A 21,674-nucleotide genomic window follows, 5' to 3' on the forward strand; every position below is an offset into this window, starting at 1 on the left:
ATCAGTTTGGGCGGTTCGCCGATCGCGGCGCGAAGCGCGACAGGATCTGGATCAGCGACATGCAGCCCCAGGTGATGGCGAAGGCGATGATGGCAAGCGCCGCCGGCTCGTAGGCGCGATTGGCGCCGACGTTCTGCAGATAGGGTCCGAAGGCAGGCCGGTTGAGCAGGCTGGCCATGGTGAATTCACCGATGACGATGGCGAAGGTCAGGAAGGCGCCCGACAGCACCGCGATCAGCACGTTGGGCAGGATGACCCGGGTGATGATCGTGCCCCAGCCGGCGCCGAGGATCTGCGCCGCCTCAGTCAGTGTCCGCACGTCGATTGTGCGAAGCCCGGTGTCGACGGCGCGATACATATAGGGCAGCGCGAGTGTCGCATAACCGATGACCAGCAAGGCATTGGCTCCTGTCTCGCTGGCCAGGAACGGCAGCGGTGAGTTCGACCCGTACATTCTGATGTAGCCGAAGACGATAACGATGGCCGGGATGACCAGCGGCAACAGCGTGATGAACTCGACGACGGGCCTTAGCTGCGGCAGCCGCAGACGAATCCAGTACGCCGCCGGCACCACCACCAGCACGCCAAGGACGATGGTGAAGATGGCGGCGACCACCGAATAGATGAAGGTCGCCTGGAAGCGGGGATCGCCGAGCACGACCTGATAGGCATCGAAGGAATACGCGCCGCGCCGCATGCGCATGGAGAATTCCACGGTCGCGATCAGCGGAATGAAGAAATAGGCCGCGCCCAGCGCGAAGACGATCCAGGCCCAGAATCTGCCGGACTTCATTTGAGCCACCTCTCAGAGCGCGTCCGGAACCAGATGTAGAAGACATTGGCCAGCCCGGTGATGACGATCATGCCGAAGGCGATGGCGTAGCCGAGATGGGCATTGTGCAGCACGTCACCGCGGATCTGCGCGTAGAGCAGGATAGGGACGATGTTAAGCGAGGAGCCGGTCAGAGCGTAAGCGGTGGCGATGGCACCGAAGGCGTTGGCGAACAAGAGGATGACAGTGCCGAGGAAACTTGGCCAGATCACCGGAATGACGACCATGCGCCAGAACTGCGCCTGGGTCGCGCCAAGCGTTGCCGCCGCTTCGCCCCATTCCTTCTTCAGCCCATCGATCGCCGGCACGATGATCACCACCATCAGCGGGATCTGGAAATAGACATAGGTCAGCGTCAGGCCCCAGAACGACAGGATGTTGAAACCATGGGCATAAATGTTGAAGCCGACCAAGACGTTGAGCAGCACCGTGGCGAGCCCGAGCCGGCCGAGCGTCGCGAGAAAGGCGAAGGCCAGCGGCACGCCGGCAAAATTGGAGGCCACGCCGGAAAAGGTCAGTGTCGCCGAGCGTATCCACTCCGGCAGCCCGCCGCGCACGATGGCGATGGCAATGGCAAGCCCCGCGAAAGCACCGATCAGCGACGAGGCGAGGCTGACCTTGATTGAGATCCAGTAGGCGGCAACGATCGACGGCTGCGCCAAGGCCGCTATGTTTTCGAAAGTGAATTCGCCGGCATCGTTCCGGAATGCGCCCAGCATCAGATAGAGCGTGGGCAGGATCAGGAACATGATGGCGAAGATGAAGAAAGGCGCAACGCCAAGCCATTGCGTCGGCAGCCTCATGCTGCGGGCGTCGGCAGGAGGCGCGGTCTTCCCGGCAACAGCGTGATCGGACAACGAGATATCGGTCATGCGCCGGCTACCGTCCTGGAGGTATGCCGGGCGGCGATCTACGCCGCCCGGCTGATCTCAAGTCTTACTTGACGTTGGCGCCGACGACGGCATCCCAGTTCTTGGTGATGGCTTCCTTGGCCTTGCCCTGCTCGTCGAGCGTCGGGAACACCGCGGCTGCATAGGACTCGGCCGGCGGCAGCTTGGCCATCACGTCAGCCGGGAGCTTGCCATTCTTGGCGAGGTCGTTGAAGCGGATCGGGTGACAATAGCCCTTCAGCCAGCCGATCTGGCCTTCGTCAGAATAGAGATATTCCAGCCATAGCTTGGCCGCATTCGGGTGCGGCGCGTAAGCACTAATCGCCTGAACATAGACGCCGGCGACGACACCGGTCTTCGGCACGACGACGTCGACCGGCGGATTGCCCTTCAGCGTATCACGGCCGGCAAGCGCGTTATAATCCCAGGTCACCAGGATTGGCGTCTGGCCTTGGGCAAGTGTCGCGGGCTTGCCGATGACCGGCACGAAATTGCCGGCGGCGTTGAGCTTCTTGAAGAAGTCGAGACCAGCCGTGCCGGCGGCTTCGCCGGCAGCCGCACCGCCGGAAAGGCCGGCGGCATAGACTGCCTGGATGGCCTGGTTCGAAGCACGCGGGTCACCGGCGAGCGCCACGGTATTGGCGAATTCCGGCTTCAGCAAGTCGGCCCAGTCTGCCGGCGCTTCCTTGACCAGGTCCTTGTTCACCAGAAACGAAAGCACGCCGTAATAGTCGCCGGTCCAGAAGCCATCGGCATCTTTGGCGCTGTCCGGGATCGAGTCCCAGGTTGATACTTTATAAGCCTGGATCAGGCCATCCTTCTTTGCGGTCGGACCGAAGCTCAGGCCGACGTCGATGACGTCGGGCGCCTGCGGGCCCTTGTTGTCCTTGTTGGCCTTGATCGCCTCGACCTCGTCGCCGGAGCCGGCATCGGGGTTGAGCTCGTTGACGGTGATCCCAGGATATTTTGCCTTGAAGCCGTCGATGACCGCGCCGTAGCCGCACCAGTCATGCGGCAGCGCGATGGTGGTGAGCTGGCCTTCAGCCTTGGCTGCGGCGACCAGTTCATCCATGGACTGGGCCGACGAGATGGCAGAGGTCGCCATCAGGGCGACGGCCGAAAGGGAAAGCAGTTTTCCCGTGAATTTGAACATGTGTTCTCTCCGTTGAACTGACGCCGTTGGACGCCTGCGATGCGGTATCGTTTTCGTGTGACAGCCAGATGAAAGCTTTGTGAAAGCGATGCCCCGCAGTATGAAAAAGTAAACTCTTTTTAACCGGCTGTAGCAATCGCTTCGCGATTCTTTTTCCGGCTAACTAGTTTCGATCTTGCCTTTCATCTTTCCCCCTTTCCTTTGCCTCTTTTCCCAAGTCGATTTCCGATGCGAAAATTGTCTCAGACGGTGCCGGCGATGGCGTTTTCGAGCAGCGTCAGCGCCGCCTTTTTGGTCAGCTTGACCGGGTTGCCGCCGGCGGTCGGATCGACCACCGCCATGTCGGCGATCAGGCCCTTGCGTCTCTTGTCCATGTCGAGCCCCTTGATCAGGCTGGGCAGCGCATGCGGCACCTTGAGCTCCTTGCGCAGCTTGATGATCGCCTTGGCAAAACCGTCGAAGCCGCCCTTGATGCCGCAATAGGCGGCGAGCCGGGCTATGCGCGGCTCGATCGCCTCGCGGTTGAAGGCCAGCACATAGGGCATGAACACGGCGTTGGTCATGCCGTGGTGGGTGTCGTAGAGCGCGCCGATGGGATGCGACAGCGAATGGATGGCGCCAAGCCCTTTCTGGAAGGCGGCCGCTCCCATGGCGGCGGCGCTCATCATGTTGGCGCGGGCGACCAGATCCTTGCCGTTGGCATAGGCTTTCGGCAGGTTTTCGAAGACCAGCCTTATGCCTTCCACGGCGATGCCGTCGGCCATCGGGTGATAGCCCGGCGCGCAATAGGCTTCGAGGCAATGGGCCAGCGCATCCATGCCGCTGCCGGCGGTGATGAAGCCCGGCATGCCGACCGACAGTTCCGGATCGGCAATGACGATCGCCGGCAAAAGCTTTGGATGGAAGATGACCTTCTTGGTATGGGTCGCTTCATTGGTGATGACGCCGGCGCGGCCGACTTCCGAGCCGGTGCCGGCCGTGGTCGGCACGGCGATGATCGGCGCGATCGCATCGGCATCGGCGCGCGTCCACCAGTCGCCGACATCCTCGAAATCCCAGACCGGCCGTGTCTGCCCGGCTTGGAAGGCGATCAGCTTGCCGAGATCGAGCGCCGAGCCGCCGCCAAAGGCAATGACGCCGTCATGCTTGCCCTTCTTGAACACGGCAATGCCGGCGGTCAGGTTGGAATCCACCGGGTTCGGCTTGACCTCGGAAAATACGCCATACGGCACCTTGGCGTCGTCGAGGATCTTCAGCGTCGAGGCCACCACCGGCAGCCTGGCCAGTCCCGGATCGGTGACGAACAGCGGCCGCTTGATGCCGGTCGCCGCCAGCACCTCCGGCAGCTCCTTGATGCGTCCGGCGCCGAAGCGGACGGTCGTCGGGTAATTCCATTTGGAAACGAGTTTTGTCATTTCGACCTTCTTGACTGCTTTCGTGCTCTCGGATGTCATTAGTTCACAAAGGTATTGGCCACACGGTCTGACCGCATCATGTACGGAATCCAGATGGCTGCGGCCCAGACGGAGCGGTAAATTCCGCGCATCGTTTCTCTGTCGAACGCATCAGCCAAGGTTGGAAAGCTCTCGCGAAAAACCAGATGCGCGGCCCATGGGTCGAGGATGGCATATACCGGCATCGCGACTGCCCAAATCATGTACCAGCCCGGGAATATCTCCCAGCGCTTGAACATGAAGAACAATAACAGGACCGGGGCTGTAAGGCTTAGAACGCCTGCTGTCACCAGTTCGGCAACGAGCAGCGCACCTTGAGAAAAACTGAAGGTCTGCCAGTCGAAGCCGAGATAGTCGGTATTGTGCAGTTGTACCAACCCCAGTATCGGCGTGAGCATCAACCCGAGCATCGGCAGGACAAGCCATCCGCCGATACCCTCGGGATCCTCACCATCTGGCAAAGCCGATTGTTGTGTATCCGCCACTACTCCCCCTCAACAGCGATCGCATGCTTGTCGATCGGCACCTTAGATCACCTCGCGCAAATGGTATGATTTCGGCCTGGTCAGATTGTCGTAGCCGATGGCCGACAATGCCGCGCCCTTGCCGGTGTGCTTGACGCCGGTCCAGACCAGCGCCGGATCGAGATAGTCGCAGCGGTTCATGAACACCGTGCCGGTCTCGACACGATCGCCGATCGCCGCCGCATGCTCAATGTCGCGCGTCCAGATCGAGGCCGTCAGCCCATAGGGGCTGTCGTTCATCAGCGCGATCGCTTCCTCGTCGTTGCGCACCTTCATGATGCCGACGATCGGGCCAAAGCTTTCCTCGCGCATGACGCTCATCTGGTGGTCGACCTGGGTCAGCACTTCCGGCGCCAGATAGGGGGAACCTTGCCTGTCGTTGGCCACCTTCATATTGATGTGTGCCCTGGCGCCCTTGCGCAACGCCTCGGCCTTCTGCTCGCGGATCAGGTCGGCGAAGCGCGCCTGCGCCATCGGCCCCATGGTGGTCGCCTGGTCGAGCGGATTGCCGACGACGTAGTTCCTGGTCTCGGCGATGAAGCCCTCGACGAATTCATCGTAGACCTTCTCGTGGACATAGACGCGCTCGATGCCGCAGCAGCACTGGCCGGAATTGTAGAAGGCGCCGTCGACCAGATTGGCAACGGCATGGTCCATCTTTGCGTCCGGCAGCACATAGGCCGGATCCTTGCCGCCGAGTTCGAGGCCGAGCGTCATGAAGGTGCCCGCCGCCGCCTTTTCGATGGCGCGGCCGCCGGCGACCGAGCCGGTGAAGTTGACATGGTCGATCTTGCCGGAGCCGAGCAGCCTTTCAGTCTGCGCGTGGTTCAGGACGAGGTTCTGGAACAGGCCCTTGGGCAGGCCGGCCTTATCAAACGCCTGCTGAAACCGTTCGCCGACCAACAATGTCTGTGCCGCATGCTTGAGGATGACGGCGCTGCCCGCCATCAGCGCCGGGACGATGGTGTTGACGGCGGTGAGATAGGGATAGTTCCACGGCGCGATCACCATGACGACGCCGAGCGGCATCTTCTTCACATAGCGCCGAAAGCCGTCCTTCGGGTTGGAGGCCATGACCGGCTTCAAGGCCGCCTCGGCGATCTCGACCATGTAGCTGACGCGTTCCCTGACGCCGCCGAACTCGCCGCCATAGCGCACCGGCCGGCCCATCTGCCAGGCGATCTCCGGCACGATCTCGTCGGTCATGGCGACCAGCGCTTCCAGCATGGCAAGCATGTACTTGCCGCGCTCGACGACCGGCGTCTCAGCCCACTTCTCCTGCGCCGCCTTGGCACGTTCGACCGCGGCACCGATCGCCTGGTCGATGGCAAGAGGCCGTTCGGCATAGATCGAACCGTCGACGGGGGATTTTATCTTCACGGTTTCCAAAGAGGTCTCCAAATCAACAAGGCACTGTTTTGACGAAGCCGGCCGCGCCATAGGCAAGGATTGCGCGATCGCGGGTGATGATCTCGAGGTTTTTCGAGCGCGCCGTGGCTATGATGATCCGATCCGTTGGATCGTTGTGAACGACGCCGGGCAGGAACGAAGACTCGACCAAAAGCTCACTGTCGATCCCCTCGACGCTCGCTGCCCCGGTCTGCACGAACCGTTCGAACCATGCGAGCGGTGACTTGATGAATGGCAACCGGCCCTTGGCTACAAGCATGCCGATTTCCCAGGCGGACATCACGGAAACGGCGATCACGCTGCCATTTTTGCGTGCGCTGGTCACCTTCTCGACCGCAGCCCTCGTGACCGGCTGCTCCGTTGACAGCAACAGCATGAAGCATGTGTCGAGCAGAACCCCCTCACTCGTCATAGACATTGCCCCAATCCGGATCGGCGGGCGCGGTATAGTCGACGTCCGGAAGCAGGGTGAGCGTCCCGGCCATGCATCCAAACAACGGATCGGCACCCCGAGGCGGCACGATGTACTCTTCCTTGTTGCCGTTCATGTCGTCCACGAAATCCACTTGCCCCTCCTTGAAACCAGACCGGCGATCAGGCTCCGACGGCCTCGCCGCATGATTGGAACTTCCGAGGTGCACCAATATCTCGCTCTCCTGCCGGTCGAGAATTTCAGCGATCTTGCGTATCTCGTCGACCTGCATACGCCGCTCACCGTTCAGTGTCCGCGACAAGGCGCTGTAGTGTATGTTCATGCGGCCGGCCATGCTGCGTACCGTGAGCTTGCGCTCGTTCATTCGACTCATGAACCACGCCTTGTCGACATGGGCTCTACCTTTGGGCAAACGCTGCCTCCTGCGTGTTGCTGGTGCGATACCCGCAACAATATTGCGTAAAGCGCAACGCCGTCAATACCGCTCGAACCCCCTGTGCAGTTCCCAGTCCGTAATCCGGCGGTCGTACTCCAACTGTTCCCAGTGTGCCGTGTGGACGTAATGTTCCAGCACATCGTCGCCGAGCGCCTGCCTCAGCATTTTCGATTCCGCCAGCGTCGCGGTGGCGTCGCGCAATGTCTTTGGAATTTCAGGCAGCTGCGAGGCCTGGTAGGCATCACCGACGAAGGGCTTCTGCAGTTCAAGCTTTTCATCGATGCCGGCAAGCCCGGCCGCGATCAGCGCGGCGAAAGCCAGATAGGGGTTCAAATCGGCGCCGCCGATGCGGCATTCCATGCGGATGCCCTTGGAGCCTTCGCCGCAAAGACGGAAGCCGGCAGTGCGGTTGTCTTCGCTCCACATGATCTTGGTCGGCGCGAACGTGCCGGCCTGGAAGCGCTTGTAGGAGTTGATGTAGGGCGCCAGGAACCAGGTGAATTCCTTGGCATATTTGAGCTGGCCGGCCGCCCATTGCTGGCCGAGCGTCGACAGCGTCCACTCGGCATTTTTGTCGTAGAACAACGGCGTCTTGCCGTCGGCGCTCCACAACGAATTATGGATGTGGCTGGAATTGCCGGCGAGCCCGTAATTGTACTTGGCCATGAACGAGATCGCCTTGCCTTCGGACTCGGCGATTTCCTTGGCGCCGTTCTTCAGGATGACGTGGCGGTCGGCCATGTCGAGCGCCTCGGCGTAGCGGACATTGATCTCTTCCTGGCCTGGCCCCCACTCGCCCTTCGAATTCTCGATCGGGATGCCGGCCGCCTCCATCTCGTTGCGCAGCCGGCGCATGACGCCTTCTTCCTTGGTGGTGATGCCGATCTGGTAGTCGCCGATATAGGGCGATGCCGTCTCGAGGCCCTGCCAGTGCTTCTTGCGGGCGGAATCGTAGGTTTCGCTGAACAGATAGAATTCGAGCTCGGAAGCGAAATAGCCGATATAGCCGCGATCCTGCAGCCGCTTGACCTGCTTCTTCAGCATGGCGCGCGGCGAATGCGCCAGGTCGTCATGGGTATGGTGGTCGAGCACGTCGCAGATCACCAGCGCCGTCTTTTCCAGCCACGGAACGCGCCGCAGCGTCGCAAGGTCCGGCTTCATGACGAAATCGCCATAACCCTTCGACCAGCTCGCCGCCTTGTAGCCGGGCACCGGTTCCATATCGATGTCTGCCGCCAAGAGATAGTTGCAGCCATGCGTCTCGTCATGCGCGGAATCGACGAAATAACGGGCCAGGAACCGCTTTCCCGCGAGCCGCCCCTGCATATCGACGATGCAGGCCAGCACCGTGTCGACCTCGCCGCTGGAGACCGCTTGCTTCAACTGATCGAACGAGAAATTTCCGGCCATTCCTTTGGCACTCCAGCGCTTGTCGTTTCGGGCTTGTCACTTTGAAAAGGAAACGAAAACCACGGCCGGCGCGAATGCCGGCCATGGTCATGAGAGGGGGTCAGGCGCCGGCTTCGCCGACAGCTATCTCGGCTGCCTTGATCGCCGCCTGACGCTTTGCGATCTGGTCGCCGATGGGCGGACCCTGGAAGCGGCGGTTCTCGAAACCGAACCAAAGCACCGCGGTCAGCACAATGAAGCCCAGGGTGATATAGAGCACTTTGTCGTTCGGCGGCTGGATGGCGATGTAGAAGATGATCGCCATGCCGATGACCGACAGGATGCAAAACAGCTTGAACAGGCCGGCGCCGAGGTTCCATGGGCCGGGGTTCGGCCATTTTTCCGTTCCGAAAGCCATCATGCCGAGCACGATCGGAATGATGAAGGACAGAAACAGGAACACCAATGTCGAATTGACGACGATGGTATAGATGTTCGTGCCGCCGACCGAGATGAACTGGGCAAGAAAGACATAGATGACCTCGAGCACAGCAGCCGTCCAAATCGCATTGACCGGCGTGCGCCAGGTCGGGCTGACCTTGGCTAGCGAGGCCGAGCCGACCGGCATGCCGCCGTCACGCGAGAAGGCGAAAAGCATGCGCGAGGCAGAGGTGACCGTTGCCAGACCGCAGAGGAACTGCGCGATCAGGATGCCCAGATAGAGCAGTGTCTTCAGCCACGCCGGCAAGATCGCGTCCATCGTGGCGAAGAACACGCTCCAGCCCTGCTTGGCGCCGGCCGCCAGATCCGGAATCGCCAGTACGATCGCGCACAGCATCACCCAGCCGATCAGCGACGACCAGACTACGGACGAAACGATTGCCCGCGGAACCGAGTGCGCCGCCCTCAACGTTTCTTCCGAAGTATGCGCCGACGCGTCATAGCCAGTGATGGTGTAAACCGGCAGTAGCAGGCAGAGCAGGAAGAGATACGTCATGGAATCGGACTGCGGGAAAACACCGCCGCCCGCGTCGCCCGAATAGTTCGTGAACGTCCACAGCCGCGTAATGTCGATCGCTGGAGCAAACATCAGGCAGGCGACGATCAGCACGGCTGTCGTTGCCAGGATCAGGAAGCCGGAGGCGTCTGTCAACATAGCCGTCAATTTGATGCCGAAATGATTGAGCAGCGCCTGCAACACGGTGATGAACGCGACAAACCCGACGATCTCACCAGGCGTGCCAGTCATGCCGAAGGCTCCGCCGAAAGTGCCGACGAAGAAGAAAGCAGTACCGATGTTGATGGCGCCGAGCACGGTGATCAGGCCGAGCAGATTGAGCCATGCGGTGAGCCAGCCAGTGAAACGGTTCCCTAGGATGGATGCCCAGTGATAGAGGCCGCCGGCGGTCGGAAATGCAGAGGCGATCTGGGCCATGGCGAGCGCGAAAAATCCCGAAACCATGCACCCGACGATCCAGCCGATACCAGCGCCCGCGCCACCGATGGACGACGTCGCTTGCGCGAAGGAATTGATGCCGCCTGAGAGGATGCAGATGATCGAGAACGAGATCGCGAAATTCGAGAAGCGGCTCATGCTTCGCGACAGTTCCTGAGCATAGCCCATTCCGTGGAGAACTTTCAGGTCCTCCTTCTTGTCAACTTCGCTGTAACCCGGTGCTACCATTTTAAAGTCCCCTTTTGGTTTCTTAGCTGGCCGATTGAACTGACTTTCCGACTGCGCTTGGTCTGGAGGCCTTGGCCGCTTCGGGCTCCAGATTGAGAAAAATACCGGTGAGCAGATCCGCCCATTTCCGCTGCCCGGCCGCGCCGGCGATCTCGTCGTTGCGGATTTCAATCATTGCGCAGGGCAGCCCGCGCGAGCGCGCATGGCGTTCCAGCGTGAAATAGACCCGGTCGGCCGGCGAATAGGGTTCGTTGACGCCGACGCTGACGCCGGCAAGCCGCTTCAGTGTCGCGATCAGCGGCGCCGCCAGCCGGCGATCCTCGTCGTGGATGATGCCGATGTGCCAGGGCCGGCTTTTGCCTTTGTAGAGCGGCGTGAAGGAATGGATCGAGACCAGCCTGGTCTCCCGCCCGGCCGCCAGGCGCTCGTCGATGACCGTTGCGATCCGCTCGTGAAACGGTCGCCACGCCAGCGCGATGCGCGCCTCCCGCTGGTCGGCCGAAAGTCCCTGGTTGGCCGGGACCACGGTTTTTTCGCTGGCGCTGACCGTCACTATCAGGTCCGGCGCGTCGAGCGGGCGGTTGCAGTCGATGATGAGCCGCGAGATGCAGGTCTCGACCAGCGTCGCATCGAGCGCCTCGGCCATGCGGCGCGCCACCGGCAAGGCGCCGGGATCCCAGGCGATGTGGCGGGAAAGATCCTCGGCGGCAAGGCCGAGCGTTCCGAATTCCGGTGGCAGGAAATTGGAGGCGTGGTCGCAGGTCAGCACGAAGGGGCTCGATCCGCCGGGGTTCGTCACCCTTACGGTTTCAGGCGATGCAAGGCTGGCGGGCCGTGCTGTCTCCATTGTCTGCTGTCCCCGGGGAGCGCTGTATCGTATGTTACGTATTTTGCCTCATTGCGTCCCTGCGGATGATTTCATACAGTTTGGCCGGCTTTGTCAAACGCGATTTCGATAATGCGGTAACGGCACGGCCAGGGTGGGGAAAAACATGGTTTCCAGCATTGCCGAACTGATCTCCGACCGCATGGGCACCATGCCGGCAGGCGAGCGGCGCGCAGCACAAACGCTGATCGCCAGCTATCCGCTGATCGGGCTGAAGACGGTCGCCGAATTCTCGGCTGCCGCCGGCGTGTCGTCGCCGACGATCCTGCGTTTCGTCGCCCGGCTCGGCTTCCAGAACTATCCGGAATTCCAGTCGACGCTGCAAGACGAACTGGCGGCGCAATTGCAGTCGCCGGCCTCGCGGACACTCAATTCCCCGTCGCCGGGCAGCAGCGCCGTGTCGCCGATGCTGGAGGCGACGCTCGACAATATGCGCGAGACATTCCGGCATCTCTCGGACAAGCAGCTTGCCGACATCGTCGCCAAGCTGGCCGACCGGCGCGGCAAGACATTCCTGATCGGTGGCCGCTTCACCGACCCGCTGGCGCGCTATATGGCGGCCCACCTTGCTATCATCAAACCCAACGTCTTCCATCTCGCCGGCCAGGAAAGCGTCTGGCGCGACCGGCTGATCGACATGGGCAAGCGCGACGTGCTGGTGATCTTCGACATCAGGCGCTACCAGGATAGCCTGGTCCGTTTCGCCGAGACCGCCAACCAGCGCGGCGTGCAGATCGTGCTGTTTACCGACCAGTGGCTGTCGCCGATCGCCCGCTTCGCCCGCCACGTCATTGCCGGGCGCACCGCAGTGCCTTCGGCCTGGGACTCATCCGCCGCACTTTTCGTCGTTGCCGAAACGCTGATCGGCGCCGTCACAAGGCAGCTCGAGGCCGACGGCGCCAAACGCATCCGCGAACTGGAAAGCCTGCGGTAGAGCCCCTCCGGAAAGGGACGCGTTTCGCTTCGGTCTAGTCCACTAAAAAACTGATCATCTGCAGGATCAGGATCAGCAAAAAGATGCCAAAGGCAGTCGCAAAAACCGCTGCCAGCAGGACGGTGCGTTGTTTCTTACCCATGGCTTTCCCCCCGAAAGCATAGTCCCCGTCCACGAATACGAATGTCAGTCCCGCCCCACTGCTCGGCCACCTCCCAACTCCTCAAGACCCGCCTGCGGCTTGGGCGGAGGAGTAATGACGACTTGCTTCACGTGCGAAATGAACCGCTTACAAGGTGCTCGCTAACGGAAATGGCCGCATCATTCATCCGACCCATGTCACGGCCGAACGGACACCTTGCCGCTGGGGCTTAACCATTTCAGCCGCAAAGCGCACCATCGCCTCGGTCCGGATACTTTAGCCGTGGCAAGGATAATCGTAGTTCGGCTAGCCTTGTCGACGCGACGCCGCTCGCTTGATAACCAGGCAAAAGCGCAGTGAACTGCGCGGAGGAATTCGATGAGCTATCTGGACGAGCTGTTCTCAGTCGCCGGCAAGACGGCGCTGGTCACCGGCGCCGCGACCGGCGTCGGCCGCATGGCGGCGACCGCTCTGGTCATGGCCGGCGCCACCGTGATGATCGCCTCGCGCAAGAGCGAGGATTGCGTCAGGGTAGCGGGCGAGTTGAACGGCCTTGGCGCATCCGGCCGGGCGGAAGGTTTTGCCGGCGACGTCTCCAGCGAGGCCGGCATTGCGGCGCTTGTGGCCGAGGTCAGGGCGCGGACCGAGCGGCTGCATATCCTGGTCAACAATGCCGGCATCTCGTGGGGCGCACCGCTGGAAAGCTTTCCCTACCATGCCTGGGCCAAGGTGTTCGGCGTCAACGTCACCGCGGTCTTCCACCTGACGCGCGAATTGCTGCCTCTGCTCGAGGCCGCCGCCAGCGATGCCGACCCGGCCCGGGTGATCAACCTCGGATCGGTGATGGGCACGCAGCCTTTGGCCGAAGATGCCTACTCCTACTCGGCCTCGAAGGCCGCGGTTCACCACCTGACGCGCATCCTGGCAATCGAGTTCGCCGCCCGCCGCATCACCGTCAACGCCTTTGCGCCTGGCCCTTTCCAGAGCCGGATGACGGCCTTCGCCACCGGCACCGAGGACCAGGCAAGACATATCGGCAACCACGTTCCGATCGGCCGCATCGGCGCACCGGATGACATTGCCGGCGCAACGCTCTATTTGTGCAGCCGGGCCGGCAGCTATGTCACCGGCGCCATCCTGCCGATCGATGGCGGGCAGTCGGTGCAACACGGGCTGACATTGTTCAAGGAATGAGACGCACGCCATCCGGCGAGTGAAATGCCGGGGGTGAAGATGGAGGACATCAGCGTGGAACCGATCAGTCTCGATGTGCTTCTGGCCAACGTCGGCAACGAAGTCGGCGTGTCGCCATGGCGGGTCGTCACCCAGCGCATGATCGACCAGTTCGCCGATGCCACCGACGACCATCAGTTCATCCATTGCGATCCGGAACGCGCCAGCCGCGAAACGCCGTTCGGCGGCACCATCGCGCATGGCTTCCTGTCGCTTTCGCTGTTGTCGGCGATGACCTTCGAAACCATGCCGCCGCTGGAAAACAGCAAGATGGGCGTCAATCACGGCTTCGATTCGCTGCGCTTCCTGGCGCCGGTGAAGACCGGCTCGCGCATCCGCACCCGTTTCGTGCTGGCCGACGTCAAGGTCAGGCCGTCGGGGTGGGTGCAGACGGCGCACGACGTGACGATCGAGATCGAGGGCTCGAAAAAACCGGCGCTGACCGCGCGCTGGCTGACGCTGACGCTGATCGAACGCCAGCCGGAAGCGGTCTGACTCTCGTCAGGCGGAGAAGCCTATCTGTGCCAAATCTATTTGGCGTCGGCCGCGACGTACTTCATGTGGCGGCTGACCTGCAGCGCAATGTAGACGACCAGTGAGCAACCGATTGGGAACACGATCTCGTTGAGGCCGGTTGCGATCGCCTGTGGCAGTGCGAGAGCAGCGTCGTTCGCCGCGGCCGTCTCAATGGTCAGCACCGTGATGCCGCCGCCGAATACCGCGCCTATCAGGGCGCCTGCCAGCGCGAAATGGAGCGGACGCCTTCGATGCCAGCGACGCCAGTGTCCAGCCGAGCAGCCCGTATTCGATCGCACGCAGCACACCGAGCGTCGTGAGCGACAGGATGGCTGGCTTTGCCGCCGCGTCCAGCGCGCTGACCATAACCTTTTGCCTCCCTTTGGCGATGCCCATCGCCAGTGGCGCCGAAATCGCACCGATCAGGCCACCGAGCGAGGCTCGCACCTTGGTGAGCGCCGTGCCGAGGCTGACGCCGGCACAGACGAAGAACGACCAGGTCACGCCTTGCGCCAGTTCGATCAGAACCTGCGTCGTCGCGGGGTAGGCACCTGCCGCAAATCTGACGGTCAGAATGAGAGCTTCCATGGCGAAGCCGAGCGCGATCGCCAGCCATGCGACAGTCAAGCTTCTGCTTCGTGCCACCCTTGCCCGACGCCGTACAGCGTATATATGCTGCATCCAGCCATCAGTCATAAGGCAGTAGAAAGTTGCAGCTAAGCGTCCAGGAGCGCCGCGAAAAACAAAAGGCCGAACTGCGTTCCGAACTTGTCGACGCCGCACACAAGCTTGTCCAGGAAGAAGGCTATGACGGCCTCACCATCCGCAAACTCGCCAAGCGCGTTGGCTATGCGCCGATGTCGGTCTATTCCTATTTCGCCGACAAGCAGGACATCCTGTTCGCGCTAGCCGAGGATGCCTTCGAGACCTTGGCCAGGCGCATCGCAAATCATACGGCCGACGACCCGATCGAGGCGCTCAAGGCGGTGCTTGTCGAATACGCCGCCTTTGGACTGGAAAATCCCAACGAATACCGCACCGTCTTCATGACCGAAAAAGTCAGGCCGCCAGCCGGAAAGACCTTCGCCGAAATGGAGAGCGGCAACCCGGCGATGAAAGTGCTGATCGCGAGGGTCGAAGCCTGCGTTGCCGCCGGCAGGCTCAAAGGCGATCCACGCGCCATCGCCACCATGCTGTGGGCGGTCGGCCACGGCGCCATCTCGCTGCTGATCACCTTCCCGTTCTACCCGTTCGGCGACCAGACGACGTTCATCACACGGATCGGCGACATCATGCTCGAAGCCATCGCCGCGCACGAGATTGCGCCGCTCACGCCGCCAGTCAACTGCTGAAGAGCGGCGCTCCTCCCGATCTGCAGGATCTTCTCCGAACTATCTGCGCTGCGGCGCCGAGCGTTCGGCAATTCTCCGTACGCGTACGATTTTGCTTGAACATCGGGAGTCCAGGGCGTATCTGTACGCGATGCCGTACATGTACGAATCCAATAACTGGAAACCGGAGACCGACGATGAAGAAGGCAATCCTCACGCTCGCCGCCCTGCTGGCGCTCTCTGGCGCCGCATTTGCCGACAGCAATCAGTCAGGCAAGCAAGAAGTGACCTGCATCGATACCAAGACCGGTGCGAAGCTTGATTGCGCGCCGACCGGATCGCTTGAAAAGGCCCACAAGGCCGGCAGCAAGGGCCCGAGGCTCGGCATCGGCATCGACCCGTGGATCGTGCCAAGCAGCTTCTGAGCCGATCGGCGACAATACGCGGTGAGGAAACGAAAGGGCGGCAGCAATTTCCGGCCGCCCATCGTGCCGGCCTCAGCCCTGCTTTTTGTCACCCCGCGCAGATCACTTCTTGCGCTTCTGTCCCACCACGCTTTTGGGCTTGCCGGGTCTTGCCGGTGCGCCGGGGATGGCCGTTCCGGTGATCGACACCGGATCGCTGGCCGGGAATGTATCCTCGAGGCCTTCCTCGAGTTCCTCTTCGATATCCGTCCCAGTGCGCTGCTCGTCTTCGAAAGAGCGCACGGCCGGCGTCTTGACCGGCGACTTCGGCGCGGAGTTCGGCGGCATTTGCATTCTCCCTCGGCTCGCTGTCGCAGAACGGTCGGGCGCGGCGAACATGCCTATGCTGCCGCGTCGCGCGCTGCCTCCGACAGAAAAGTAAAGACATAATCGGAAAAGGAACGCCAGCATTCGACGCGGAACGCGTCGGCCGCCGTGCGCAACAGCACGATTTCGACCTTGCCGAGAATGGTACGCGACGCCGCCCCGACCGGAAAGGCGTCGAGCGACAGATCCTGCGGGCAGCCGGCATTGATCGTCGCCGCGGCAGCCGGACCGGTAACCGATATGGCGACGTTGCGGTGCGAGATGCCGACCGCCGAATGCAGTACGGAAATGCTGGCGCAGTCGGCGAGCGGATCTTTTCCGCTCTCGTCGATGACCAGCCATTCGTCCGGCCCGAGCCACAAGGCCGTGCGTCCGGCCTTTGCCGCCGAGGTTTTCGGCCTTTGTGGCAGGACGACGCCGAGCGCTTTCGAAAGTGCCGCAATCGAGGCTTCCGGCGCGCGCAGCGATATGCGCTCGGCCGGCGGCAGCACGGCAAGTGTAACGCCGGCTGCGGAAAGCGACTGGCCGGCGAGAGCCGGACGGCGTTCGACTGAGGGTCCGGCGGCGTCGGTTTTCAAAGCGGCCTTAGCCATTGAGGCGCTCCCCCTTCTCGTCGAAGAACACCATGCCGGTGACCTCCACCTCGATCACCCCGTCCGGCATCGGCACATAGAGCGTCTCGCCCGTGCGATCGCGGCCGCCGGCGACCAGCCCCAGCGCGATCGAGCGGCCGCAATTTTGCGACCAATAGCTCGAGGTGACATGGCCAATCATCTTCATCGGGATTGCCTGCTTCGGGTCCGCGACGATCTGCGCGCCCTCCTCCAGCACCACCTTGGGATCCCTGGTCTTCAGGCCGACAAGCTGCTTGCGGCCCTTGGCGACCAGGTCCGGCCGCGCCATGCCGCGAATGCCGACGAAATCGGTCTTCTTCTTGCCGACGGCCCAGTCGAGCCCGGCATCGTTCGGCGTCACCGTCCCGTCGGTATCCTGGCCGACGATGATGTAGCCCTTTTCGGCGCGCAGCACATGCATCGACTCGGTGCCGTAGGCACAGGCTCCGTGCTTCTGGCCCTCGGCCCATAGCGCTTCCCAGACCGCCTCGCCATAATCGGCCGGCACGTTGACCTCGAAGCCGCGCTCACCGCTGAACGACATGCGAAACAGCCTTGTCGGCACGCCGCAGATCCTGCCTTCGCGCACCGACATATGCGGCAGCGCCTCATCCGACATGTCGATGCCCTCGACCAGCGGCGCAATGATGTCGCGAGACTTGGGTCCCTGCACGGCAATCACCGCCCACTGCTCGGTGATCGAGGTCAGCCAGACGTTGAGATGCGGGAACTCGGTCTGGAGATAGTCTTCCATATGGTTCATGACCCGCGGCGCGCCGCCGGTCGTCGTCGTCACATGGAAACGGTCGGGTGCAAGCCTGCCGACGACACCGTCGTCATAGATGAAGCCGTCCTCGCGCAGCATGATGCCGTACCGGCAGCGGCCGGGCTCGAGCTTCTCCCATGGATTGGTGTAGAGCAGTTCCATGAATTTGGCCGCATCCGGCCCGACCACCTCGATCTTGCCCAGCGTCGAGGCGTCAAACAGGCCGGCTGTCTTGCGCACCGTGACGCACTCACGATCGACGGCGGCATGTATGTCCTCGCCCGGCTTCGGGAAATACCAGGCGCGCTTCCATTGGCCGACATCCTCGAATACAGCGCCCTGGCGCTCGGCCCAGGGATGGATCGCCGTCTTGCGGGTCGGGTCGAACAGGGGACCCCGCGCGTGGCCGACGATCGAGCCGAATGTCACCGGCGTATAGGGCGCGCGGAACGTCGTCAGCCCGACCTGCGGGATCGGCTTGCCCAACGTCTCGGCGGCAATCGCCAGGCCGTGCATGTTGGAGGTCTTGCCCTGGTCGGTCGCCATGCCATTGGTGGTGAAGCGCTTGACGTGCTCGATCGAGCGCATGCCCTCATGCACTGCCTGGCGGATGTCCTTAGCGGTGACGTCGTTCTGGAAGTCGACAAAGGCCTTGACCGTCGTATCCGATCCGGCACCGGGTGCTGCACCCAGCATGCCGCGCGACCAGCTCTCGCCGGCGTCGACCTTCGGCTTGGTGCCCTTGGCCGGCCTGCTGCCGGCGTCCTTGGCCGCCTTGGCGCCCGCTGCATAGGCCTCGTCGATCGTCGTCGACAGCCCGTCGGTACCGTTGCAGGCGCCGACCGAGACGCAGTCCTGCGCATAAATTCCGGGCACGAAGCGCTTGGTCTCGTCATTGAAGGCGACCTTGCCGCGCGATTGCGAGAACAGATGCACCGATGGCGTCCAGCCGGCCGACATCAGAATCGCGTCAACCGGGACGGTGCGCTCGCCGCCGCCATTCTTCGGCTGCACAGTCATCGACGACACCCGCAATTTGCCGCCGGCGCGGATCACCGCGCGGCCGAAATTGACCTCGATGCCGAGCGCCCTCGCCTCGTCGATCGCCGGCCCGGTCGGGTTGTCGCGCAGGTCGACGATCGCCGCCACGTTGATGCCGGCCTTTTTCAGGTCGATCGCCGCCGCATAGGCGGAATCGTTCGCCGTATAGACGCCGAGATTCCTGCCGACCGCGACGCCGTAATGGTTGAGATAGGTGCGCGCCGCCGACGCCAGCATGATGCCCGGCCGGTCGTTGTCGGCAAACACCATGTGGCGCTCGATGGCGCCGGTCGCCAGCACCACGCGTTTGGCGCGAACCTGCCACAGCCGCTCGCGCGGCAGGTCGCGGCCGGGGTTCTGCAGATGGTCGCTGACGCGCTCGACCAGCCCGACGAAATTCTGCGCGTAATAGCCGAAGGCCGTGGTACGCGGCAGCACGCGGACATTGTCCATCGCGCTCAACTTGGCGAGAGCCGATTGCGCCCAGGAAAAGCCGTCCTGGCCTTCGATCTTCGCGCCGCTCTCGAAGCGCAGACTGCCGCCGAATTCCGCCTGCTCGTCGGCAAGGATAACGCGCGCGCCGGTCTCGGCCGCGGCCAATGCCGCGGCGATGCCCGCGGCACCGCCGCCAAGTACCAGCACCTCGCAATGGGCGAAGTGCGCCGAATAGTGGTCTGGATCCGGCTGGTCAGGAGCGACGCCGAGACCGGCGGCGGCGCGGATCTTGGGCTCGTAGAGGTTTTTCCACGCGGCCTTCGGCCACATGAAGGTCTTGTAGTAGAAGCCGGCCGAAAGCATCGGCGAGGCGATGCTGCTGACCGCACCGATGTCGAAAGCGAGCGATGGCCAGCGGTTCTGTGACTGTGCGGTCAGCCCGTCATAGAGCTCCTGCACCGTAGCTCGGACGTTCGGCGTCTTGCGTGCCGCGTCGCGCTTGATCTCGACCAGCGCGTTCGGCTCTTCGGCGCCGGCCGACAGCAAGCCGCGCGGCCGGTGGTACTTGAACGAGCGGCCGACGAGATGGACGCCGTTTGCAAGCAGCGCCGAGGCCAACGTATCGCCCTCGATGCCGGTATAGGGGCGGCCGTCGAAGCTGAAGCCAGCTATCTTTGCCTGTTTGAGCCGCCCGGCGCCGGCAATGCGGAACGTGGCGCTCATTTGGCGGCTCCCGGCAGCTTGGTGGGCTTCGGTTCGCCAGCCTTGTAGGTCATCAGGAACCTGTCGCTGACGGTGTCGCGCACGGCATTGAAGAACCGCGCGCAGCCATGCATGTGCCGCCAGCGCTCATAGATGATGCCTTTGGGATTTGAGCGGATGAAGAAGAACTTTTCGAAGTCATCGTCAGTCTCGCCGGCGATGTTTGGGGAACGCGCGATATGCGCCTCGCCGGCGTTGCGGAATTCGAGCTCCGGACGCTCTTCCTCGCAATAGGGGCAGCGGATGAGAAGCATGGTTGGTCCTACAGTTCGCCGTGGCCGACGCGAGCGCCGGCAGGTTGGTCGCAAAGCCTCTGGCCCATCGTCACGAAGGGGGCGACCAGCTGGATGCGCTCCTCGATGCTGGCTACCGGGCGGAAAAGGTCGCGATACACCATATTGCCGACCGAAAGCGTCATCGGTTCGGTCGTCACGATGACGTAGCGCCGCTCGAATTTTTCGCCTTCCTCGAGATCGGCTGGCCGGTTCTCCATGAAGGTGACCACTCTCTGACCGGCGCTCCAGGCGCAGGCGAGTACACCCTCGTCGACGGAAAACGGCCAATCCGCTTCATTGCCGGCGCGGCTGATGGGCTGCAGGCGCACCTCCTCTGGCGTGGGGATATGGAACAGGCCTTGCTCGCCGGCGAGCATCAGCGGCATGGCGACGGCCATCTCCGTCATCATCAGTGCGCCACCGCCGCCGCCGCCGCCTCGTCGATGAGGCGGCCGGTGCGGAAGCGCTCGATGGTGAAGGGCGCGTTGATCGGGTGCGGATCGTCCCTGGCGATCGTATGGGCAAAGACATGGCCCGAACCCGGCGTCGCCTTGAAACCGCCCGTGCCCCAGCCGCAATTGACATACAGGCCGGGCACCGGCGTCTTGGCCAGGATCGGCGAACGGTCAGGCGTCACGTCGACGATGCCGCCCCATGAGCGCAGCATCTTCATGCGCGTGAAGATCGGGAACATCTCGCAGATCGCGTCGAGCGTATGCTGTAATATGTGCAGCCCGCCGGTCTGCGAATAGGAGACATATTGGTCGGTGCCGGCGCCGATGACGAGCTCGCCCTTGTCGGACTGCGAGATATAGGCATGCACCGTGTTCGACATCACCACGCAAGGCACCACCGGCTTGACCGGCTCCGATACCAGCGCCTGCAGCGGATAGCTTTCCAGCGGCATACGCACGCCGGCCATGTTCATGATCACCGAGGAATGGCCGGCGGCGACCACGCCGACCTTCCTGGCGCCGATGAAGCCGCGCGTCGTCTCGACGCCGGTGACCGCGCCGTTCGGCGCCCGTTTGACGCCGGTGACCTCGCAATTCTGGATGATGTGGACGCCGCGCGCCGAGGCGCCGCGCGCATAGCCCCAGGCGACCGCATCGTGACGCGCCGTGCCGCCGCGGCGCTGGAGCGCTGCACCCATCACCGGATAGCGCGCATCGCGCGAAATGTTGAGCGGCGGACAGAATTCCTTGGCCTGCTCCGGCGTCAGCCATTCATTGTTTATGCCGTTCAGCCGATTGGCATGGACGTGCCGCTTCAGGACCTGGATGTCGTGGATGTTGTGGGCGAGCATCATGACGCCGCGCGGCGAATACATGACGTTGTAGTTGAGTTCCTGGCTGAGCCCGTCCCACAGCTTCAGCGCATGGTCGTAGATGCCGGCGCTTTCGTCATAGAGATAATTGGAACGGATGATGGTGGTGTTGCGGCCGGTATTGCCGCCGCCGAGCCAGCCTTTTTCCAATACCGCGACGTTGGTGACGCCGTGCACGGTGGCGAGATAATAGGCGGTGGCCAGGCCGTGGCCACCGGCGCCGACGATGATGACGTCGTACTCCTTCTTCGGCTCCGGTGAGGACCATTGTTCCTCCCAGCCCTTGTGACCGCGCATGGCCTCGCGGGCGATGGCGAATACCGAGTATTTCTTCAACGTCGCAGGCCTCGCAAATGACGGCCGGGCATTCACTCGAACGCCGGCGCGCGAGCTGTATCACTAGCGAAACGGCGCTG

24 protein-coding genes are annotated in these 21,674 nt (G+C 62.7%); 5 read left to right on the top strand and 19 right to left on the bottom strand.

Annotation, left to right across the window (positions count from 1 at the left end; all coding sequences use genetic code 11):
* Position 1: 1 nt before the first annotated feature.
* The 11 genes from NKI59_RS05825 to NKI59_RS05875 form a co-directional block, all read right to left on the bottom strand.
* Positions 2-793 (bottom strand): ABC transporter permease, encoded by a 792-nt coding sequence (locus NKI59_RS05825; RefSeq protein WP_023675357.1) that lies wholly within the window; start codon positions 791-793, stop codon positions 2-4.
* Entirely contained in the window at positions 790-1,704 is a 915-nt protein-coding gene (locus tag NKI59_RS05830) for an ABC transporter permease (protein ID WP_023675356.1), read from the bottom strand. The genes NKI59_RS05825 and NKI59_RS05830 overlap by 4 nt, the downstream gene beginning before the upstream one ends.
* A 64-nt stretch (positions 1,705-1,768) precedes the next feature.
* Entirely contained in the window at positions 1,769-2,875 is a 1,107-nt protein-coding gene (locus NKI59_RS05835) for an ABC transporter substrate-binding protein (RefSeq protein ID WP_352506366.1), read from the bottom strand.
* A gap of 242 nt (positions 2,876-3,117) precedes the next feature.
* Positions 3,118-4,290, bottom strand: a complete 1,173-nt coding sequence (locus NKI59_RS05840; RefSeq protein WP_352702930.1) for an iron-containing alcohol dehydrogenase — start codon at positions 4,288-4,290, stop codon at positions 3,118-3,120.
* A 38-nt stretch (positions 4,291-4,328) separates the two neighbouring features.
* Positions 4,329-4,814, bottom strand: coding sequence for a DUF2569 domain-containing protein (locus tag NKI59_RS05845; protein WP_352702932.1), 486 nt, complete (start codon positions 4,812-4,814; stop codon positions 4,329-4,331).
* Positions 4,815-4,856: 42 nt separating this feature from the next.
* Positions 4,857-6,293, bottom strand: coding sequence for an aldehyde dehydrogenase family protein (locus NKI59_RS05850; protein ID WP_352702935.1), 1,437 nt, complete (start codon positions 6,291-6,293; stop codon positions 4,857-4,859).
* Positions 6,256-6,681 carry a type II toxin-antitoxin system VapC family toxin gene (locus NKI59_RS05855; RefSeq protein ID WP_352702937.1) on the bottom strand — a complete coding sequence of 142 codons (426 nt, stop codon included), beginning with the start codon at positions 6,679-6,681 and terminating at the stop codon, positions 6,256-6,258. The genes NKI59_RS05850 and NKI59_RS05855 overlap by 38 nt, the downstream gene beginning before the upstream one ends.
* Positions 6,665-7,108, bottom strand: a complete 444-nt coding sequence (locus tag NKI59_RS05860; RefSeq protein WP_352682532.1) for a helix-turn-helix domain-containing protein — start codon at positions 7,106-7,108, stop codon at positions 6,665-6,667. The genes NKI59_RS05855 and NKI59_RS05860 overlap by 17 nt, the downstream gene beginning before the upstream one ends.
* Before the next feature lie 63 nt (positions 7,109-7,171).
* The gene (locus NKI59_RS05865; protein WP_352702941.1) at positions 7,172-8,542 is read right to left on the bottom strand and encodes a glutamine synthetase family protein; all 1,371 of its coding nucleotides are present in this window, start codon (positions 8,540-8,542) and stop codon (positions 7,172-7,174) included.
* 100 nt (positions 8,543-8,642) lie between these two features.
* Positions 8,643-10,205, bottom strand: coding sequence for an amino acid permease (locus NKI59_RS05870; RefSeq protein WP_352612946.1), 1,563 nt, complete (start codon positions 10,203-10,205; stop codon positions 8,643-8,645).
* Positions 10,206-10,227: 22 nt separating this feature from the next.
* Complete coding sequence (locus NKI59_RS05875) at positions 10,228-11,052, bottom strand: N-formylglutamate amidohydrolase (RefSeq protein WP_352448256.1); 825 nt, start codon at positions 11,050-11,052, stop codon at positions 10,228-10,230.
* 145 nt (positions 11,053-11,197) lie between these two features.
* On the opposite strand from NKI59_RS05875, the gene NKI59_RS05880 reads away from it, so the two are divergent.
* The 3 genes from NKI59_RS05880 to NKI59_RS05890 all read left to right on the top strand — a co-directional run bounded on the left by NKI59_RS05880 (position 11,198) and on the right by NKI59_RS05890 (position 13,895).
* Complete coding sequence (locus NKI59_RS05880; RefSeq protein WP_352702943.1) at positions 11,198-12,025, top strand: MurR/RpiR family transcriptional regulator; 828 nt, start codon at positions 11,198-11,200, stop codon at positions 12,023-12,025.
* Between the two features lie 520 nt (positions 12,026-12,545).
* Positions 12,546-13,361, top strand: coding sequence for an SDR family oxidoreductase (locus NKI59_RS05885; protein ID WP_352702945.1), 816 nt, complete (start codon positions 12,546-12,548; stop codon positions 13,359-13,361).
* Between the two features lie 39 nt (positions 13,362-13,400).
* Positions 13,401-13,895 carry a MaoC family dehydratase gene (locus NKI59_RS05890; protein ID WP_352703172.1) on the top strand — a complete coding sequence of 165 codons (495 nt, stop codon included), beginning with the start codon at positions 13,401-13,403 and terminating at the stop codon, positions 13,893-13,895.
* 35 nt (positions 13,896-13,930) lie between these two features.
* Here NKI59_RS05890 and NKI59_RS05895 read toward each other — a convergent pair whose 3' ends face one another.
* Together NKI59_RS05895 and NKI59_RS05900 are read right to left on the bottom strand one after the other, a co-directional pair.
* Positions 13,931-14,098, bottom strand: coding sequence for a hypothetical protein (locus NKI59_RS05895; RefSeq protein ID WP_352702947.1), 168 nt, complete (start codon positions 14,096-14,098; stop codon positions 13,931-13,933).
* Entirely contained in the window at positions 14,085-14,543 is a 459-nt protein-coding gene (locus tag NKI59_RS05900; protein ID WP_352702949.1) for a hypothetical protein, read from the bottom strand. Before NKI59_RS05900 ends, NKI59_RS05895 begins: the two co-directional genes overlap by 14 nt.
* 83 nt (positions 14,544-14,626) lie before the next feature.
* Between NKI59_RS05900 and NKI59_RS05905 the strand changes: the two genes are divergently transcribed.
* Positions 14,627-15,268, top strand: coding sequence for a TetR/AcrR family transcriptional regulator (locus NKI59_RS05905; protein WP_023675343.1), 642 nt, complete (start codon positions 14,627-14,629; stop codon positions 15,266-15,268).
* 176 nt (positions 15,269-15,444) lie between these two features.
* Positions 15,445-15,672 carry a DUF680 domain-containing protein gene (locus tag NKI59_RS05910; protein ID WP_352702950.1) on the top strand — a complete coding sequence of 76 codons (228 nt, stop codon included), beginning with the start codon at positions 15,445-15,447 and terminating at the stop codon, positions 15,670-15,672.
* 102 nt (positions 15,673-15,774) lie between these two features.
* Here the strand turns inward: NKI59_RS05910 and NKI59_RS05915 are convergent, their stop codons facing one another.
* From NKI59_RS05915 to NKI59_RS05940, 6 genes are read right to left on the bottom strand one after another with little or no spacing between them, the layout of a single operon-like run.
* Positions 15,775-15,999, bottom strand: coding sequence for a hypothetical protein (locus tag NKI59_RS05915; RefSeq protein WP_023675341.1), 225 nt, complete (start codon positions 15,997-15,999; stop codon positions 15,775-15,777).
* Between the two features lie 53 nt (positions 16,000-16,052).
* Entirely contained in the window at positions 16,053-16,631 is a 579-nt protein-coding gene (locus tag NKI59_RS05920) for a sarcosine oxidase subunit gamma (RefSeq protein WP_023675340.1), read from the bottom strand.
* Positions 16,624-19,617 (bottom strand): sarcosine oxidase subunit alpha, encoded by a 2,994-nt coding sequence (locus NKI59_RS05925; protein ID WP_352702952.1) that lies wholly within the window; start codon positions 19,615-19,617, stop codon positions 16,624-16,626. Before NKI59_RS05925 ends, NKI59_RS05920 begins: the two co-directional genes overlap by 8 nt.
* Positions 19,614-19,910, bottom strand: coding sequence for a sarcosine oxidase subunit delta (locus tag NKI59_RS05930; protein ID WP_352644114.1), 297 nt, complete (start codon positions 19,908-19,910; stop codon positions 19,614-19,616). The genes NKI59_RS05925 and NKI59_RS05930 overlap by 4 nt, the downstream gene beginning before the upstream one ends.
* A gap of 8 nt (positions 19,911-19,918) precedes the next feature.
* Positions 19,919-20,341 carry a hypothetical protein gene (locus tag NKI59_RS05935; protein WP_352702955.1) on the bottom strand — a complete coding sequence of 141 codons (423 nt, stop codon included), beginning with the start codon at positions 20,339-20,341 and terminating at the stop codon, positions 19,919-19,921.
* Positions 20,341-21,594 carry a sarcosine oxidase subunit beta gene (locus NKI59_RS05940; RefSeq protein ID WP_352702957.1) on the bottom strand — a complete coding sequence of 418 codons (1,254 nt, stop codon included), beginning with the start codon at positions 21,592-21,594 and terminating at the stop codon, positions 20,341-20,343. The genes NKI59_RS05935 and NKI59_RS05940 overlap by 1 nt, the downstream gene beginning before the upstream one ends.
* Between the last annotated feature and the right edge of the window lie 80 nt (positions 21,595-21,674).

It is taken from the genome of Mesorhizobium sp. M0598 (assembly GCF_040320865.1).
In the GTDB taxonomy this organism is placed as follows: domain Bacteria; phylum Pseudomonadota; class Alphaproteobacteria; order Rhizobiales; family Rhizobiaceae; genus Mesorhizobium.

Coding starts and splice junctions, on each gene's coding strand:
- NKI59_RS05920 (WP_023675340.1), bottom strand. CDS start 16,631: ATGGCTAAGGCCGCTTTGAAAACCGACGCCGCCGGACCCTCAGTCGAA.
- NKI59_RS05930 (WP_352644114.1), bottom strand. CDS start 19,910: ATGCTTCTCATCCGCTGCCCCTATTGCGAGGAAGAGCGTCCGGAGCTC.
- NKI59_RS05880 (WP_352702943.1), top strand. CDS start 11,198: ATGGTTTCCAGCATTGCCGAACTGATCTCCGACCGCATGGGCACCATG.
- NKI59_RS05885 (WP_352702945.1), top strand. CDS start 12,546: ATGAGCTATCTGGACGAGCTGTTCTCAGTCGCCGGCAAGACGGCGCTG.
- NKI59_RS05835 (WP_352506366.1), bottom strand. CDS start 2,875: ATGTTCAAATTCACGGGAAAACTGCTTTCCCTTTCGGCCGTCGCCCTG.
- NKI59_RS05910 (WP_352702950.1), top strand. CDS start 15,445: ATGAAGAAGGCAATCCTCACGCTCGCCGCCCTGCTGGCGCTCTCTGGC.
- NKI59_RS05935 (WP_352702955.1), bottom strand. CDS start 20,341: ATGATGACGGAGATGGCCGTCGCCATGCCGCTGATGCTCGCCGGCGAG.
- NKI59_RS05825 (WP_023675357.1), bottom strand. CDS start 793: ATGAAGTCCGGCAGATTCTGGGCCTGGATCGTCTTCGCGCTGGGCGCG.
- NKI59_RS05915 (WP_023675341.1), bottom strand. CDS start 15,999: ATGCCGCCGAACTCCGCGCCGAAGTCGCCGGTCAAGACGCCGGCCGTG.
- NKI59_RS05890 (WP_352703172.1), top strand. CDS start 13,401: ATGGAGGACATCAGCGTGGAACCGATCAGTCTCGATGTGCTTCTGGCC.
- NKI59_RS05875 (WP_352448256.1), bottom strand. CDS start 11,052: ATGGAGACAGCACGGCCCGCCAGCCTTGCATCGCCTGAAACCGTAAGG.
- NKI59_RS05850 (WP_352702935.1), bottom strand. CDS start 6,293: ATGGCGCGGCCGGCTTCGTCAAAACAGTGCCTTGTTGATTTGGAGACC.
- NKI59_RS05855 (WP_352702937.1), bottom strand. CDS start 6,681: ATGTCTATGACGAGTGAGGGGGTTCTGCTCGACACATGCTTCATGCTG.
- NKI59_RS05840 (WP_352702930.1), bottom strand. CDS start 4,290: ATGACAAAACTCGTTTCCAAATGGAATTACCCGACGACCGTCCGCTTC.
- NKI59_RS05870 (WP_352612946.1), bottom strand. CDS start 10,205: ATGGTAGCACCGGGTTACAGCGAAGTTGACAAGAAGGAGGACCTGAAA.
- NKI59_RS05830 (WP_023675356.1), bottom strand. CDS start 1,704: ATGACCGATATCTCGTTGTCCGATCACGCTGTTGCCGGGAAGACCGCG.
- NKI59_RS05925 (WP_352702952.1), bottom strand. CDS start 19,617: ATGAGCGCCACGTTCCGCATTGCCGGCGCCGGGCGGCTCAAACAGGCA.
- NKI59_RS05865 (WP_352702941.1), bottom strand. CDS start 8,542: ATGGCCGGAAATTTCTCGTTCGATCAGTTGAAGCAAGCGGTCTCCAGC.